This is a genomic window from Prosthecobacter fluviatilis, assembly GCF_055388355.1.
Genome location: NZ_AP043782.1, coordinates 4531226 through 4547516, shown reverse-complemented (window position 1 = coordinate 4547516; position 16291 = coordinate 4531226). Strand labels below are relative to the sequence as shown.

Sequence of the window (16291 nt, the reverse complement as noted above, 5' to 3'; positions counted from 1 at the left end):
AGGCTGTGTGAACTGGCGGGAGGGGTCTGGCATGAAGACAATCCTCAAGCGCCGGTGGGTGTGGATCGCTGTTTTGGCCGTGGCGGGGCTGGGCTTCGTCTTTGGCTGCGAGGGGTGGGTCGAGCGAAGCGCGGAAGGCCGGTGCTTTGATGCGGTGGAAGGGGTGCCCTCTGCGCCTGTGGCGGTGGCACTGGGCACTGCGGAACGTTTGCCTGACGGCAGGGCCAATCTCTTCTTTCTCCCTCGCATGGAGGCCGCGGCGATGCTCTTCAAAGCAGGAAAGGTGAAGGCCCTGATTGTGAGCGGTGACAACGGCACGCAAGGCTACGATGAGCCTACGGACATGAAGCGGGTGCTGATGCAGTTGGGAGTGCCGGCGGAAAAGGTGGTGTGCGATTATGCGGGATTCCGCACGCTGGATTCGGTGGTGCGGGCCAAAGAGGTCTTTGGGCAGCAGCGTGTGATTTTTGTTTCACAGAGATTTCACAATGCACGGGCCATTTACCTGGCGCGTGCTTTTGGGATCGAAGCGTACGGGCTGGATGCCAAGGACGTTCCGGTGGCACTTTCCGTGAAAACGTTTCTGCGGGAGAAACTGGCCTGCGTCAAAGCGGTGCTGGATGTGACCGTGCTCGGCACCAAGCCCAAATTTCTTGGCGAAAAGGTGCCCGTACCGCTGGATTAACTCACAACCAGACCGTGAGCGCACGACGCAGATCGGGACCTGGAGTGACGCGGTAGCTTTCATCAAGCTCGAGCCGGGCTTTGTGGCCGTTCTGGGAGATTTCGAGGAAGACGGGCAGCGTGCCGGGGTATGCGAGCAGCACTTCCTGGATGCGTTCGAGGTCGGTTTCGTCGTGCTGCTTGGTATTGAGCCTCAAGACGACTGGTTTGGGCGGCGCAGGTGGTTTCGGCGGCGGTGGTTCGGAAGGATCGGGATCGGTAGCGTTGCGCGGTTTCGCCGCCTTGGGCTTGAGCGGCGTGGCACTGTTCATGGTGACGCGGTTGCCGTCGGTCTTTTGATCTTTGCTGACACGAATGCGGAGACCGAGCACAGCGCCATTGGCCAGCACGTCCTTTACCTTCTCGTAGTCATCGCTCCAGCACATCATCTCGATCTGGCCGGAGAAGTCTTCAAACTTGAAGGTGGCGAAGGGACGGTTGTCGCGTTTGGAGTAGCGCACTTCGAGCTGGCTGAGGATGCCGGCGATGGAGTGCGAGCTGGGTTTTTCCTTGGTGTCGATGTCCGCAATGGAAGCGATTTTGATGATCTTGGGCGAATCGAAATGGCCGCGATAGCTGTCCAGCGGATGGCCGCTGACGTAGAAGCCGAGCAGTTCTTTTTCAAAGGCGAGCACCTCGTCCGTGCTCCAGACCACGGAGGGAGAGGAGGCTTCGTTTTTCTTTGATTTGGGCTTGGTGAGTTCGAAGTCATCGAAGAGCCCGCCCTGGCCTGCTTTTTTGTCCTTCTGCATGGAGGCCGCGGAAGCGAGCACCTGCTCAAGCTTGGCGAACATCACGGCGCGCGGCTCCTTGGTGAAGTCAAAAGCCCCCGCTTTGACGAGGGACTCCATGAGCTTCTTGTTCACGGCACGGTTGTCGAGGCGGGCAGCGAAATCTTCCAGGCTGGCAAAGGGACCGTTCGCCTCACGCTCGGCAATGGCGGCCTCCATGGCGCCTTCACCGACGTTTTTGATGGCGCTGAGACCGTAGCGGATCGCGTTGGGCGCATCTTCTTCCGTCTCAAAGCGCTCGGGGGCGAACTTGAGGGAAGATTTGTTCACGTCAGGAGGAAGCACCTTGATGCCCATCTCGAAGCACTCGCTCACGAAATTGGCAATTTTGTCCGGATTGCTGATTTCATAGCTGAGCACCGCCGCCATGAACTCGACGGGGAAGTTTGCCTTTAGGTAGGCCGTGCGGTAGGTCACGATCCCGTAGGCGGCGGAATGTGACTTGTTGAAGCCGTATTGCGCGAACTTTTCCAGCAAGTCGAAGATCGAGTTCGCCAGCTTGGCCTGGATGTCATTGGTCTTGAGGCAGCCCTCCACGAAGATGAGTCGCTGGCGCGCCATCTCGGCGGCGTCCTTTTTACCCATGGCGCGTCGGAGCAAGTCAGCTTGGCCGAGTGAGAAGCCGGCCAGAAGGTTGGCGGCCTGCATCACCTGCTCCTGATAGACCAGAATGCCGTAGGTTTCCTTGGAGATCTTCTCCAGCAGCGGGTGGGGGTAGTCCACCTTCTCCTCGCCCTTCTTACGCTTGATGTAGTCGGGAATGAACTGCATCGGGCCCGGACGGTAGAGCGCCAGAATAGCGATGATTTCCTCGATGGTGTCAGGCCCGAGCTGTTTGCAGGTGTTGACCATCCCGCCAGATTCCATCTGGAACACCGCGACTGTTTCGCCGCGTTTGATGAGATCGAAGGTGTTTTTGTCCTCCAGCGGTGCTTCGGCCACCCGAAAGCCCGGCACTCGTTTCTGAATCCAGTACTCGGCCTCATGGATCACCGTCAGCGTCTTGAGGCCGAGGAAGTCCATCTTGAGCATCCCGAGCTCCGTCAGCGGCTTCATCGCATACTGCGAGAGAATGGACTCTTCCTTGTCTCGTGTGAGGGCGATGAAGTTGTCCAGTCTGCGATCCCCGATGACCACGCCCGCAGCGTGCACGCCAGTGCCGCGCGTGAGGCCTTCCAGGAAGGTGGCGTGCCTCCAGAGCTCCTGCGCATTCGCATCGGCCTCCAGCTTGGCGGCAAGATCCGGGTTCTTCTTCACCGACTCCTCCAGGTCGATGTTGAGCTCGTTCGGGATCATCTTGGAGAGCGCATCGCTGTCTCCGTAGCTCCAGCCCAGCACGCGGCCCACGTCGCGGATGACCGACTTGGCACCCATGGTGCCGAAGGTGATGATGTGGGACACGCTGAGGTCTCCGTACTTTTCGCGCACGTACTGGATCACCTCCGGACGGCGCGTCTGGCAGAAGTCGATATCGATATCAGGCGGGCTGACACGCTCGGGATTGAGGAATCGCTCGAACACCAGCTCAAAGCGCAGCGGATCGATGTCCGTGATGCCAAGGCAGAAGGCCACGAGAGAACCTGCCGCAGAACCACGGCCCGGGCCCACAGGAATGTTGTGCTCACGGGCCCAGTTGATGAAGTCCCAGACGATGAGGAAATAACTGGTGAAGTTTTTCTCCTTCAGCAGGGCCAGCTCCACCTCCATGCGCTGGTGCAGCACCTCGTCATTCAGCGCACGGTCGCGGCCGTAGCGGCGCTCCAGCCCCTCTGTGGTCAGGCGGCGCAGGTACTCGTTGCGGTCCCCGCCGTCTGGCATGGGGTACTGCGGGTAGCGGTCGATGCTCGTGGAATCGAGGTGGATCTTCAGGTCGCAGCGCTCGGCGATCTCCAGCGTGGCGTCGCAGGCCTCCGGCACTTCGGCAAAGAGGGCGCGCATTTCCTCGGCGGTCTTGAAATAGACCTCCGGGGAATAGGTCATGCGGTTCTGGTCATAGATGCTGGCGCCGGTGCCGATGCAGATCATGATGTCGTGGGACTCATGGTCACTGCGGTTGAGAAAGTGCACGTCATTGGTGGCCACCGTCTTGAGGCCATACTGCTTGCCCCACTCGATCATCTGCCGGGCGCTCTTGCGCTGGGCCTCCATGTTGTGGTCCTGGATCTCCAGGTAAAAATTCTCCGGGCCGAAGATGTCACGAAACTCCTGCAGGCTCTTTTCGGCCTCGTCCTTGCGGTCGGAGAGGAGGAGTTCGTTGATTTCCCCGTTGATGCAGCCGCTCAGGCAGATCAGGCCCTTGGAGTACTCCCGCAGGGCATCCTTGTCCACGCGAGGCTTGTACCACTGGCCCTCCAGATGCCCTTTGGTGATCAGCTTGGAGAGGTTCTCGAAGCCCTCGTTGCTGGCGGCCAGCAGCGTCAGGTGGGAGGAACGCTTGCGGCCTGGCACCTCGTTTTTGTCCATCATGGAGCCGGGTGCAAGGTAGGCCTCGCAGCCGATGATGCTCTTCACCTTGGCCTTTTTGGCCGCCATGTAAAAGTCAATGGCGCCGAAAAGATTGCCGTGGTCAGTGATCGCCACAGCAGGCATTTCCAGCTCCTTCACCCGTTTCATGAGCGCGTCGATGCGCACCGCGCCGTCGAGCAGCGAATAGTCGGTATGGAGGTGGAGATGGACAAAGGAATCGGGCATGTGGCGGGGGAGAGGATTAACCCCGCATGGAAGGGATGAACAAGTGCGAGTTGTTCACATTCTCCTCTCCCCAGCCTTACGGTGGGCGCGGTGGTGATGCCGGTAGTGGCTGAGCAGCAGCCAGCCGACGATCACCACGATGCAAACCACTGAAACAGTGATAACAAGGAAGATCTCATGGGTCTTGGATGGAGGGGCTTTTTCGGACGGGACTGGGGCAGAAGGAGTGGTCTGGAGACGAAAGGGCAGGCTGGTTTCCCCCGGAAACACCACCCGAGGGCGGAGTTCAGTCTTACCCGCCAACGAATGCAGCAAGATCAGGCTGGTGTTGGCATCTTTTGCAAAATCGACCTGAAAAGTGGTGGCAGCGGAGGGCAACCGGCCACTGGCCGTGCCGAGCAGGTGGACCTCCTGTGTGTCTGCATGCAGGGGCGTGTTGTCGGCGCCGTCGATTGCCTGAATTTTGCAGACAGGCAGAGTGACTTTTTTGCCACCATCAAAGAGCAAGCCCAGAGATCTGGTGAGATATTGCTGCGCTTTTTCGTGGGTTGCAGTGACCTGTTCAGGCGTCTGCTCCAAGTACCACGAGGCTGGCACTGGCGGCAAAGCCGTGGGGTCGGCGGCCAGGAAAGTGCGCGGATCGACGTTGATACGGAGAGTGTAGCCCCCTGCGGAGTCAAATTCCGCCTCAACAGTCATGTTTGGCACCACATGGGCACGCGCGATGCTGGCGAAAGCCCATAAAGCCGGAAAGATGATTCCCAAGACTGCTCTGCGAGAAAACCGATGCATCATGACACACGGTGGAGATGCCTGCGGAGATGGCAAATGCATCGTCACGGGAGAGGATCTGCCCTTAAGAATGAAAGAACTGATTTTCAAGATCGCATGATGCTTTGGAAAGAACCTGCGAAAAACCTTGTAGCAGGAAGACGACCGCGCTTGACTTACGGCGTGTAAATTGCTTCAAAAGAGTATTCCTTTAACCATCTAAATGGGAGCCACACTGAAATCACTGGAGAAAGAACTCGAGATCACTCTCGAGGACTTCAATCTGGTCGGACGCAGCCCGGATGCCAGCATCCGGCTGGTGGATGGCGGTGTTTCGCGCCAGCATGCCACGATCCGGCGTGACGGGCAGCTTTTCTGGGTGTCCGATCTCGGCAGTGCGAACGGCAGTTTCGTCAATGATGTGGCCGTAACCACGGCACGGGCCCTGAGGCATGGTGACCGAGTGCAGTTTGGCACCAGCACCTTTATTTTTGACAGCCAGGACGAAGAGCGCCCGCCGAGCGAGTCTGGCAACGTGAGCACGCAGTCGCTGCACACGATCGCGCTGCCAGTCAAGACCGTGCGTGCCACTCTGCTGGTCGGAGATCTGCGCAACTTCACCACCATCTCCTCGCAGCTCAGCGCCGAGGAAGTGGCCGCCATGCTGCGCGAATGGTACGCCCAGTGTGAAAAGGTCCTGAAGACCCGCGATGCCATCATCGACAAATTCATTGGCGACGGCGTCTTTGCCTACTGGCCTGGAGACGACATTTCCTCCCGCATCAAGGCCACCGAGGCCGCCAAAATCCTCAGCAGCCCTGAGTACTCCGACTCTCCCAAGCGCAAATGGCTCAAGGAGAACATGAACCTGGAAGTGCACTGCCACATCGGCCTGAACATCGGCGACGTGGCCCTGGGTGCCATGGGACGTGGCGTGAACACCGCCGTGGGTGAAGCCGTGAACGTCACCTTCCGTATCGAAAGCCTGACGCGCAAGCTGCAGGTGCCAGTGCTAGCAGGAGCGCCGTTTCTTACCGGCTGGGAAGAAGGCCTGCGGCTCTACCAAAACGCCGGCATCCATCCTGTGAAGGGCCAGCCTGACCCTGTGGAAGTGTATTCGCTGATCGACGTGCCGACGATGTCCTTCTAAGGCGTGTCGAGGTCCAGCAGGCGCTGCATGTCTTCCCGTGTCATGCGGTAGAGGAACCACTCACCCATGCGCCTGGCGCCAATGCGCTGCTCATAGAACTGCTGGGCGTTCACGTTCCAGTCGAGCGCCGTCCATTCTACACGTCCGCAACCCCGCTCATGAGCGAGGCTCACCACCTTTTTGAGCAAGGCGCCGCCGACGCCGCCCTTGCGTTGCTCCGGCAGGACAAAAAGGTCTTCCAGATAGAGCGTGGGAAGCGCCAGAAAGCTGGAATACGTCTGCACCAGGATCATGTAGCCGCAGGGCTCGGAGGCCTCGTTTACAAAGGCCAGCCACACCTCGATGCGAGGCTTGTCACCCAGCGCATCCACGATCAGCCGAGCCTGTGCCGCCTCATCTGGCGGAGGCAGCTTTTCAAACTCCGCCAGCGCCACCACCAGCCGGCAAAACGCCGCCGCATGCACCTGTGTGAGCGGCCGCAGCCGGATGGCCTGCCGCGTGCTCATGCATGCAGCACAGGATCCCCGAACAGCGTGAAGTGCCCTGCCTCGGCGATGCGCACCTTGAACATCTCGCCGACATGGCGCTCAGGATTGCCGTCAAAAACCACGATGCGGTTGGAGCCCGTGCGTCCCGTGAGGCGCTCCTCATTGGTCTTGCTGGGCCCTTCGCAGAGAATCTCCACCTCCTGACCTACCAGCGCGTCGTACATCGGCAGCGCGATGCGATTCACCACGCCAAGCAGATCCTGATTGCGCTCTTCCTTCACCCGCTCAGGGACCTGGATCGCATCATCCATGTCGGCAGCGGGCGTACCGCGCCGCTTGGAGTAGCGGAAGACAAAGGCGTTGTCGAAACGGATGTTTTCAAACATCTGCCGTGTCTCCAGGTAGTGCTCCTCCGTCTCGCCGGGAAAGCCCACGATCACGTCCGTCGTGACCGCGATGCCTGGGCGTGCCGAGCGGATGCGCTCGACGAGCTCTGTGAACCGGGCCGCCGTGTAGGGCCGGTGCATGCGTTTGAGAATGGCATCGCTGCCACTCTGCACCGGGAGATGCACATGCTCGGCCAGCTTGGGCAGGTAGGTGAAGGCCTCGATCAGGTCTTTCTTGTAGCCGATGGGATGCGGGCTGGTGAAACGGATGCGCTGGATGCCGGGCACCTCATGCACCGCCTCCAGCAGCTGGACGAAGGGGCTCTTGCCATCCACCGCCGGGAATTCGTGCCTGCCGTAGAGATTCACGATCTGCCCGAGCAGGGTCACTTCCTTGACGCCACGATCCGCGAGGCGTTTCACTTCTTCAACAATGTCTGCGATGGGCCTGCCGCGCTCGCCACCGCGTGTGTAGGGCACGATACAGAAGGTGCACTTCATGTTGCAGCCCTGCATGATGCTGACAAAGGCGCTGGCCTGCTTTTCCTTCAGCGTGTGGTCACGGATGGTGTTTTGCGAGGCCGTTTCTTCTTCCACATCGACGATGGAGAAGCGCTCATCGTCCATCTGCTTCGCCTCCTTGGCGCGAATGATCTCGTCCACGTAATCCACCACGCGGTGGTACTTTTGCGTGCCGACGACGAGATCCACATTGGCCTTGTCCACCAGCTCGCTGCCGCGGCTCTGCGCCATGCAGCCCATGAAGCCGGTGACCAGCGGGATGCGCCGGCGGCGGACCATACCCATCTTTCCGAGGGCTTTCTGCTCGGCCTGATCGCGCACGGAACAGGTGTTTATGAGCACCACGTCCGCGTCTTCATCCCGCGCCGTCATGGTATAGCCGCGCTCGACGAACATCTGCGACACCTGCTCGGTGTCGCGTTCGTTCATCTGGCAGCCGTAGGTTTTGATGTGTACGCGGGGCATTTGGGGGGCGGGAGCATACCCACTCCCGCCCAAAACACAACCTTAAGGCGCTTGGCCCCGGGTCGGGGTCAGCCCTTGATCTCAAAGATGGCCTCAACTTCGACAGCCGCGCCGGTAGGAAGCTGGGCAAAGCCCAAGGCGCTGCGGGCGTGGTAGCCGTCGCCTTCCTTGCCGAAGATTTCGTGCAGGAGGTCGGAGCAGCCATTGATGACCAGATGCTGGTCAGAGTACTCCAGAGTGGAGTTCACGCAGCCGAGCACCTTGATGACCTTCAGACCGTCCAGGGTTCCGTGGGTGTCCCAGACGGAACGCAGCACCTTTTCAGCGCAGTTCTTGGCGGCCTTGTAGCCGTCTTCCGTGGAGACACCGGCGCCCAGCTTGCCCTTCAGGTCGCTCACATGGCCGGAGGTGATGAGCTGATTGCCGCTGCGGATGCAGAGGTTCAGGTAGGCGGGAGGCTGCTTGGTGAAGACGATGCCGAGGGATTCTGCTTTTTGCTGGGGTGTCATGGTGTGGGTGAGAAAGGAGCACAAAATACGGACGGGAAAATGAAAACTGGCAGACGAACTCATACTTCGCCCCGGGAACTTACAGCCCCCACGCCTTCACCGTGCCGCCCATCTGCCACATCAGCTTGTCCAAGGCGAGACCAAGTCCCTCGCTGCGACCATTGAGCAGCCCGGCCCAGCACAGCCCCTTGGCAGTGTGGACCATGATTGTAGTGGTGCCCGGCAGCGAACCGATGTGCCACCAGTTGGGCGCCTTGTTCACGTTCCAGCCGCGCGCGTAGCCACTATAGGCTCCGGGTGTGGTCATGGAGCGAACCGACTCCGGCTTGAGCAAGACTGGAAGCTGAGAGGCAAACCGCACCAGGTCTCCAGCCGTGGAAATCCAGCCGCCGTGCGAGTCCATGCGTGAGACATTCATGCGGTAGGCTGCTCCTGCTTTGGGCGTGACATACATCACCTCCTGCTGACGTCGCTCCGCAACTGTGTTGCCACCGATCTGCATGTTGGTAATGCCGCAGGGTTCCAGCTGCCGCTTCTGAACCAGTGTCTCGTAAGTCTGGCCATACACCTTCTCCAGCACCCGGCCCAGCACGCAGTAGCCGAAGTTGGAATACGCAAAGTGCTCTCCCGGCTTGTGGGTCTGCATCTGATTGGCCAGTGCCCACGCGATGAGTTCCGCATGATTCATCTGCGGGTTTTGAAACATGGGGTCATTCTTGTCGTTGGCCCAGCCGCCGCTGGTGTGAGTCAGGAGCTGATCCACTGTGATGGCGGCCACCTCTCCGCTGTAGCCGCCACCCAGAATGCCCTGCGGGCCAAACACGGTGCTCTCCGGCTTCAGCCGTCCCTCCTCAATGCACTTCATCACCGCCGTGGCCGTGATGGGCTTGGAAATGCTGGCGATGCGAAAGCGGTGCTGCGGCGTCACTGTTTCCATCCCATCCGCATCGGCAAAACCGTAGCCTGCCTCAAAGTCGATCTTCCCGTCCCTGCCATACGCGATGGCCATGCCCTGGATGCCATGCTCGCGCAGGAATCCTTCAGCTATGGCGCGGATCTTTTGCTCTTCAGACAGCGGCAGTGCGTATGCAGCCACGGGCCATGCAGCCAGGGAACTCACAAAGGCGCGTCGTTTCATGCGGCACACATCACACCTTGACGCCATGCTGACGTCAACCAAAACATCCCGCATGCTTCGCCCCCTTCTCCTGTCCGCCCTGCTCGCTCTCAGCGCCCAAGCCCAGAGCGTGGACACCAGCACGCTCACCGGCAAAGTGGTCTGCGGCTACCAGGGCTGGTTCCGTTGCGAGGGCGATGGCAGCAACAACAGCTGGCACCACTACGCCGCAGGCAGCAAGACCTTCGAGCCCGGGCATTCGCATATCGAACTGTGGCCGGATGTGAGCGAGCTCCCGAAGGAGGCCCGTGTGGAGACGCCGTTCAAGCATGCCGATGGCCGCACCGCTGAAGTCTTCAGCTCCGTGCATCCCGCCGTGGTGCAGCTTCACTTCAAATGGATGCGCGACTACGGTATCGACGGTGCCTTCCTCCAGCGCTTTGCTGCCACCACGCGGGACAAGCGCTTTCGCGAGCCCATGGACCAGGTGCTAACTCACTGCCAGACTGCAGCTGCCGCCCATGGGCGCGGCCTCGCGCTGATGTATGATCTCAGCGGCATCAAGGAAGACGGCATCCAGCTCGTGATCGGCGACTGGAAGCGCCTCATCACCGAAAAGCGCCTCGACCTCAAAGCCTCCAGCTATTTCAAACACCACGGCAAGCCCCTCGTGGCCCTCTGGGGCCTCGGCTTTAATGACCGCGCTCCCATGCTCGAAGAATGGTCCCGCCTGATCTCGTTCCTGAGGGACGATCCTGAATTCGGCGGCTGCGCCATCATGCTCGGCGTGCCCTACTACTGGCGCACCCTGGACCACGACTGCATCAAAGATCCCCAGCTGCATGTGCTCATTGCTCGTGCCGACATCGTCAGTCCATGGACGGTGGGCCGCTACGGCACGCCCAAGGATGCCACCAGCCGGGGGGAGAAATACCTCAAGCCGGACATCGCCTGGTGCACCGAGCACAAGCTCGACTACCTCCCGGTCATCTTCCCCGGCTTCAGCTGGACGAACCTCTCCAAGTCGCGCAACCAGGAGGCCAAGTTCAATGCCATCCCCCGTCTCGGTGGCGAGTTCCTCTGGTCCCAGGCGCTTGCGGCCAAACATGCCGGGGCGCAGATGCTCTACGTGGCTATGTTTGACGAGATGGACGAAGGCACCGCCATCTTCAAAACTGACAACCACCCGCCTGTGGGTGAAAGCCGTTTCCTTGCCGAGCCGGATCTGCCCAGCGATCACTACCTATGGCTCACCGGCAGGCTGGGCGCATTGCTGCGCGGAGAAACGTCGGATACCCTGCCAAAACGCTGACCGAAAGAGAACTCAGGACAAATCCGAAGCCAGGACCGAATTTGCCGCGCGCAGGGCCAGCTCCTTGGCCTGCGCTATCACGCGCACGGAGGTAGCGTCAAAGAGGTAGGCGTGGCAGCTCGGGCAGGTGATGGCACGCGCGACCACGATGGAGCCACATCCTTCACAGACTTTATACTGCTCGGGATGCGTGGCGATCTTCTCAGCCTGCTTCAAGCGGGAGTCCGGTTTGTGATCGTGCGCGCTCATTAAATCTTGGATACGATGCTACGACGACATTGGACGAGTGCAACGCCGCTGATAAACAACTTACATTCTTTTTTGTGCTTGCGTTGCGAGCAGCTAGCCGTTTCAGCCCAGCCCTGGCACGCTCCAGCCCTCCCGGTATTTGCGCACCAGCTGAGGGTTCAGCTCCGGCCGGTTGGTCACCTGCCCTGCTGCTGCGTCCCACTCAATCCAGCCGCCCGGATTGCGCTCGGCCAGCACCCCGAGGAGCACGGCCTCCGTCAGGGGACACCCGTAGGTGGGCAGGTCGGCTGCGGCCTTCTCCCCCTTCATGCAGGCGTCAACCCAGTCGGTGTAATGGTTGGCGATGCGGTTTTTCGGATAGGTAAAGCCCGTGAGTTTTTCCTCTGGCACCAGCCAGGGACGCTGGCTGTGCGGTTTGAAGATGCTCCCGTCTTCGCCTATGAAGAAGATGCCGCTCGGCGTGTCCTTGGTCAGCACCGAGGGCTTGATGACACGGGAATCATACGGGTAGCCGCCATCCGTCCAGGTCATCTTGATCTTGTCGGCAGCGGTCAAGGAAGTGCCGGGAAACTCATACTCCAGATGGCGCTTTAACGCATACAAGTCTCCCTTGCTGCCTTCATCCAGACACCGTACCCGTGTGGGTGCCATAAGGCCAAGGCAGGAGGAGACCACGTCAAAATAGTGGCAGCCCATGTCTCCCATCATGCCCACGCCGAAATCCACCCAGGAACGCCACATGGACGGGTGGTAGGCGCCTTCGAGAAACGGCACTTCATTGGCAACGCCCAGCCACAGGTTCCAATCGAGGTTCGCTGGCACTGCGTCCGCCTGTGTCTTGCGCTCAGTCACCTTGGGCCACCAGTTGGCCTTTTTGTTCTCCCAACAGATGACCTCCTTCACCTTGCCGATGGCCCCGCTCTTGATGAGATCGACCGTCAGCAGGGTCTCGACGGTGGAATGCCCCTGCGTGCCCATCTGCGTGGTCACCCCGGCTTTGGCCGCCTCCGCGCCCAGAATCCGTGCCTCATGAATGTGATGCGTCAGCGGCTTCTGCAAATAAACGTGCTTCTTCGCCCGCAGCGCCGTGACCGCCATGGCCGCATGCATGTGGTCCGGCGTGCCGATCGTCACCGCATCCACGCTGTCACCCATCTTGGCGATCATCTCGCGGTAGTCGCGATACGCCTCCGCCCCTTCCAGCCGCTTCGCTGCATCCGGGTCCTGCAATTCCTTACGCCGCGTCGCATTGCCACCGCGAGCGAGCTCCAGCGTCCTGGCATCCACATCACACATGCCCACCAGCCGCACCTTCGGGTGCTGCAGCACGCTCATCATCGTCACCGCCCCCATCCCACCCACCCCAATGGACGCCACCTGGAACATCGAATTCGGCGACCGCGCACTCAGAATGGCTGGCGCGGAAACGTAGGCGGCAGATGCGGCAAAGGACTGCTTGAGAAAATGGCGGCGGTTCATGAGGGAAGTGTGAACGCCAGTCCTGGCTGAACTCTGTCAGCCACCAGCCCCTCACCTCCCCGCCACACCCGCCGGCTTCCGAATTTTCATCAGCAGCGGAAAGCTGGTCTGCAGCCCCGCGCTGTCGTGTTCATTGCGTGCAGAGCTGAGGGCGGCGTGGATGAGCGCATCCTGATCCTTCACCCAGTTCGCGGCGCGGAAGAAAATCGGGCGCTCGTTTTCCTTTTCTCGGATCTGCACGCCGTTGAGGCCGATGTCATCCACGATCACTCCATGAGGCAGGCCGTGCACGTCCAGGTTGAGGATGCCGTCATTGCCCATGCGCACGGCACGGATCCAAGCCTTCACCGTCTGCCCGGGAGCCAAGGTGATTTCGAGGGGCTTGATTTCATCCCTGATCTCCCGCATCACCGCCTTGCCGCCCGCATCGGGTTCCATGACAATGATGAACTTCGGCGCAGCACCCAGCGTGACTTTACCGAAGGTTCCCGCGTCGTGTGTGAGAGCCTTGGATTTCGCCGTGATCTTGAGCTTGCTCCAGTCGGCATTCGCTGCGGCATCCGGAGCTGCACGCAGGCTGCCGCTGATCAGGTCGTGCCCGGCTTCGATGATGATCGGGCTGGAAGCGTAATACCCGGCAGGCAAGCCCGTGATGTCGATCTGAATAGGATCATCGAAGCCATCCACGCGCTCGGCGCGGAAAGAAAAGCCGACGGACGCGCCAGGCATCACCGTGGGGTTCATGCCAGCGAGCTTCACGCTGAAATCAGGCATCGGCTGACGGATGCTGAGCGCATACACATAGCGCTCTCCGCCCCAGCTGCGGGTATCGGTAACTTTCACCAGATACCTGCCGTCCGCCGGCGCATTGAAGGTCAGGCGTGAATCGCTGCCGATCTTGCGGTCGCCGCTGTCATCGTTGGCATAGTTCAAGGTGAAAACAGGCAGCCCGTTTGGCACGATGTGGCTTCCGATCTCCTTGGGTTCCACGATATAGCAGGGTTCATCAAGCGAGTGCGAATTGGCCGTGGTGTCAAAGTAGGCACGGCGCTTGCCTCCCGTGGTGTAGAAAAAGCAGCCGCCATCAGGACCACGGGGCATGCGGATGATCTTCATCACATCGCCGTTGAAATAGGCGTATTCGTTCAACTCCATCTCCTCCCAGTTTTGCAGGCGGATGTCAGGGTTGTTGGCATCCACGCTGCGGAAATTGTTGTAGCTGTCGCGCACGGCCTGCAGCAGCATGCGCTGCACCGGCTTGCCGTCGGCATGCAGCACTTCGATCTTGGTATCCGCAGGCGAGCCGGCCATGCCAGCCAGCGTCTCAATGATCCAGCTCTGACCTTTTTTGGCCTCAAAGGCAAAGCAGTCCACATCATGCGCCTGCGCCAGGCGTGCCCCCACGGTGACTGGCGCGGCAATTACCTGCGCCTTGGCGACATCGTCGTTCCCTTCCACTTCCTCCGCCTGGGGCAGCGCGCCCACGCGCAGCGCAGGCATGGAGCGGAATCTCAGCGCCCCGGCATCCAGCGGCACATTCATCATGCCCTCCTTCTCGGCCTTCATCATGACCGTGGCCTTGCCTCCGAGGTGATGACCGATGAGCGTGACCTTGGTCTCTTTGCCAGCCTGCGCTGTCAGCGGGGCCCATGCTGTGACATACGGCAGTGCGCCCACGGTCAGCCGGTAGGCATGCTCTGCACTGCCGTCCATCGTGGTGTTGCTCACCACCGCGAGGTAATCGCCATCCGCAGGCGCTTTCCAGGCCAGGAATGGATCGCTGCCGCTTTCCAGTCCACGGTTCACAGCAAGCACGTTGTGCTGTGCATCCAGGATCTCCACCGTGGGGGATTTAGCCTTGCTGCCGATCTGCGCCACTGCGAGGTCAAACACCAGCTCCTCCCCCGCCTTAGCCTTGAACAGATACGCATCATGCTGGCCGATCTCCGTCAGTGTGCCCCAGAGGCTCGCTGGCAAAGCGGCAATGCTGACAGCTCCTTCTTTGAAATCCGCCGCCTTGGCGACCAGCGGTGCTAGATCATCAGCATAGATTTTCATCCGCGCAGACTCTCCTGCCGCGCTCTTGAGCCACACCTCGTAGGCACCACGCGGCACCTCGGAACTGGCGGTGATCTTGACCCTCGCTGTCGTCGGCTTGACCGTACTCTTCACCAGCTGCGCCTTGATGCCGGGATAAGAAGTCATGACCTGCATGTCTGTGGTGATGTTTTTGCCAGCAATGCTCACCATCAGCTCTCCGCCGACATGCGCAGCCTGCGGAGCCACCCGTGTCAGCTCAGGCTTCACCACCATCGCCGGCTTGGCTGGCGCAGGAGCCATCACCACTTTGCCGGTGGCAGATTCATACACGCTGAGGCTGCCGTCCACACGACCCGTCACGAGCTGTGCCTTGTCCGTAAAGGCCAGTGCCGGAGACCAGTCTGGCTGCTTCTCCAGCGGCACCTTCTCCGTGAGGTCTGCCGTGCTCCAGATTTTGAGTGACTTGTCCGTCGAGGTGGAGGCAAGCAGATGCCCATCCATGGACAGCGCAAGATTTAAAATGCCGCCTTCATGAGCAAAACGGCTGGTGATGATCTTGTTAGTCCCCTCCTTGGCATCGGTGCTGATGCTCCACTGGCGAATGCGGTTGTCCCCGCCTGCGGCAAAGAGATGCTTGCCATCTGCGCTGAAAACCGTGCTCGTCTGTTCCTTCGTTGGCTGCGAAAGCGTGTCGAGCCGCTGGCCGCTAGGAATGCTCCAGAGCTTCACCGTGCGATCCGCGCTGGCACTGGCCAGCACCTTGCCATCCGGCCGGAAGGAGAGGCCGTTGACTGCGCCGTTGTGTCCTTTCAGCAGCGCGATCTCCTTGCCCGTGGCCGTGTCCCAGAGCCGGATCTTCTGATCATACGCCCCCGTGGCGATCATCTTCCCATCGGGCGAAACCGCCAGCGCATACGCAGCATCCAGATGTCCTTCAAAGGACTGCAGAGCCGTGCCATCGCTCGTCTTCCAGCTCTTCACCATACCTACGATGCCCGCCTCACCACCAGCAGCATAAACCGTCGCCCCATCTGGGGAGAACGCGACCGCGTTGGCTTTCCCTTTGAAGCCCATGAGCTTGCGCACCACCACCCGTGTCACCGGATTGATCAGCTCCACCTCTCCGTAGCGACCCACGGCGATGAACTGCACCTTAGGCGAAAACGCCACCGCTTGCACCGCATGCTTGGGCGGCACCGTCGGTTTGATCTGCGGCGTGATCACCTCGCGCGGCATCGGCTTTGCCTCGGCCACCTCAGGGCCTTTGGCCCCCGCGTCGATCCAAGTTTTGATCACTGCAATCTCCTCCGCTTTGAGCTTTTCACGCTTGCCCGGAGGCATGAATTCATTCTTGCCTCCGCGCCCCGAATGCCCTTCGAGAAACTTCACCAGCATCGACTCAGCCGCCTTGCCCGCCACGATCGCCTTCCCTTCCTTGCCGCCCTTCATCAGGTTGGCAAAAGTGTCCAGCCGAAACTCTCCGTCTGCATCCGTGTCGTCATGACAGTCGATGCAGTAGGTCTCCCAAAGCGGAACGATCTGCTTGGTGTAGTCCACTGTCTGGGCGCGGGCTGCCGTCATGGAAACCGACAGGAGAA

The 16291-nt window shown here is 60.4% G+C and carries 12 protein-coding genes; 3 read left to right on the top strand and 9 right to left on the bottom strand.

Going from position 1 to position 16291, the window contains the following annotated elements; translation table 11 throughout:
• The first annotated feature begins 31 nt into the window (after positions 1–31).
• A complete protein-coding gene (locus ACZ5WW_RS17695) occupies positions 32–685 on the top strand; it encodes a SanA/YdcF family protein (protein ID WP_377165808.1) in 654 nt (217 codons plus the stop codon).
• A gap of 1 nt (position 686) precedes the next feature.
• On the opposite strand, the gene dnaE is transcribed toward ACZ5WW_RS17695, so the two are convergent.
• Together dnaE and ACZ5WW_RS17685 are read right to left on the bottom strand one after the other, a co-directional pair.
• Positions 687–4205, bottom strand: a complete 3519-nt coding sequence (dnaE, locus tag ACZ5WW_RS17690) for a DNA polymerase III subunit alpha (protein WP_377165810.1) — start codon at positions 4203–4205, stop codon at positions 687–689.
• Between the two features lie 54 nt (positions 4206–4259).
• Entirely contained in the window at positions 4260–4970 is a 711-nt protein-coding gene (locus ACZ5WW_RS17685; RefSeq protein WP_464694171.1) for a hypothetical protein, read from the bottom strand.
• 229 nt (positions 4971–5199) lie between these two features.
• Here ACZ5WW_RS17685 and ACZ5WW_RS17680 point away from each other — a divergent pair, with 229 nt between their 5' ends.
• Positions 5200–6126, top strand: a complete 927-nt coding sequence (locus ACZ5WW_RS17680) for an FHA domain-containing protein (RefSeq protein ID WP_377165814.1) — start codon at positions 5200–5202, stop codon at positions 6124–6126.
• On the opposite strand, the gene ACZ5WW_RS17675 is transcribed toward ACZ5WW_RS17680, so the two are convergent.
• From ACZ5WW_RS17675 to ACZ5WW_RS17660, 4 genes are all read right to left on the bottom strand, one after another.
• Positions 6123–6632: a GNAT family N-acetyltransferase gene (locus ACZ5WW_RS17675; RefSeq protein ID WP_377165816.1), complete on the bottom strand. Its 510-nt coding sequence runs from the start codon at positions 6630–6632 to the stop codon at positions 6123–6125. The genes ACZ5WW_RS17680 and ACZ5WW_RS17675 overlap by 4 nt on opposite strands.
• Positions 6629–7987, bottom strand: a complete 1359-nt coding sequence (gene miaB / locus ACZ5WW_RS17670; protein WP_377165819.1) for a tRNA (N6-isopentenyl adenosine(37)-C2)-methylthiotransferase MiaB — start codon at positions 7985–7987, stop codon at positions 6629–6631. Before miaB ends, ACZ5WW_RS17675 begins: the two co-directional genes overlap by 4 nt.
• Before the next feature lie 68 nt (positions 7988–8055).
• Positions 8056–8496, bottom strand: coding sequence for a RidA family protein (locus tag ACZ5WW_RS17665; protein ID WP_184341678.1), 441 nt, complete (start codon positions 8494–8496; stop codon positions 8056–8058).
• A 79-nt stretch (positions 8497–8575) separates the two neighbouring features.
• Positions 8576–9634, bottom strand: coding sequence for a serine hydrolase domain-containing protein (locus tag ACZ5WW_RS17660; RefSeq protein ID WP_377165821.1), 1059 nt, complete (start codon positions 9632–9634; stop codon positions 8576–8578).
• 52 nt (positions 9635–9686) lie between these two features.
• Here ACZ5WW_RS17660 and ACZ5WW_RS17655 point away from each other — a divergent pair, with 52 nt between their 5' ends.
• Positions 9687–10925: a glycoside hydrolase family 99 protein gene (locus tag ACZ5WW_RS17655; RefSeq protein ID WP_377165823.1), complete on the top strand. Its 1239-nt coding sequence runs from the start codon at positions 9687–9689 to the stop codon at positions 10923–10925.
• Between the two features lie 12 nt (positions 10926–10937).
• Here ACZ5WW_RS17655 and ACZ5WW_RS17650 read toward each other — a convergent pair whose 3' ends face one another.
• The 3 genes from ACZ5WW_RS17650 to ACZ5WW_RS17640 all read right to left on the bottom strand — a co-directional run bounded on the left by ACZ5WW_RS17650 (position 10938) and on the right by ACZ5WW_RS17640 (position 16274).
• On the bottom strand, positions 10938–11174 hold the full coding sequence (locus tag ACZ5WW_RS17650) for a hypothetical protein (RefSeq protein ID WP_184341684.1): 237 nt from the start codon (positions 11172–11174) through the stop codon (positions 10938–10940).
• Positions 11175–11276: 102 nt separating this feature from the next.
• The gene (locus ACZ5WW_RS17645) at positions 11277–12653 is read right to left on the bottom strand and encodes a Gfo/Idh/MocA family protein (RefSeq protein WP_377165825.1); all 1377 of its coding nucleotides are present in this window, start codon (positions 12651–12653) and stop codon (positions 11277–11279) included.
• Positions 12654–12704: 51 nt separating this feature from the next.
• Positions 12705–16274 carry a c-type cytochrome domain-containing protein gene (locus ACZ5WW_RS17640; protein WP_464694170.1) on the bottom strand — a complete coding sequence of 1190 codons (3570 nt, stop codon included), beginning with the start codon at positions 16272–16274 and terminating at the stop codon, positions 12705–12707.
• Positions 16275–16291: the final 17 nt, after the last annotated feature.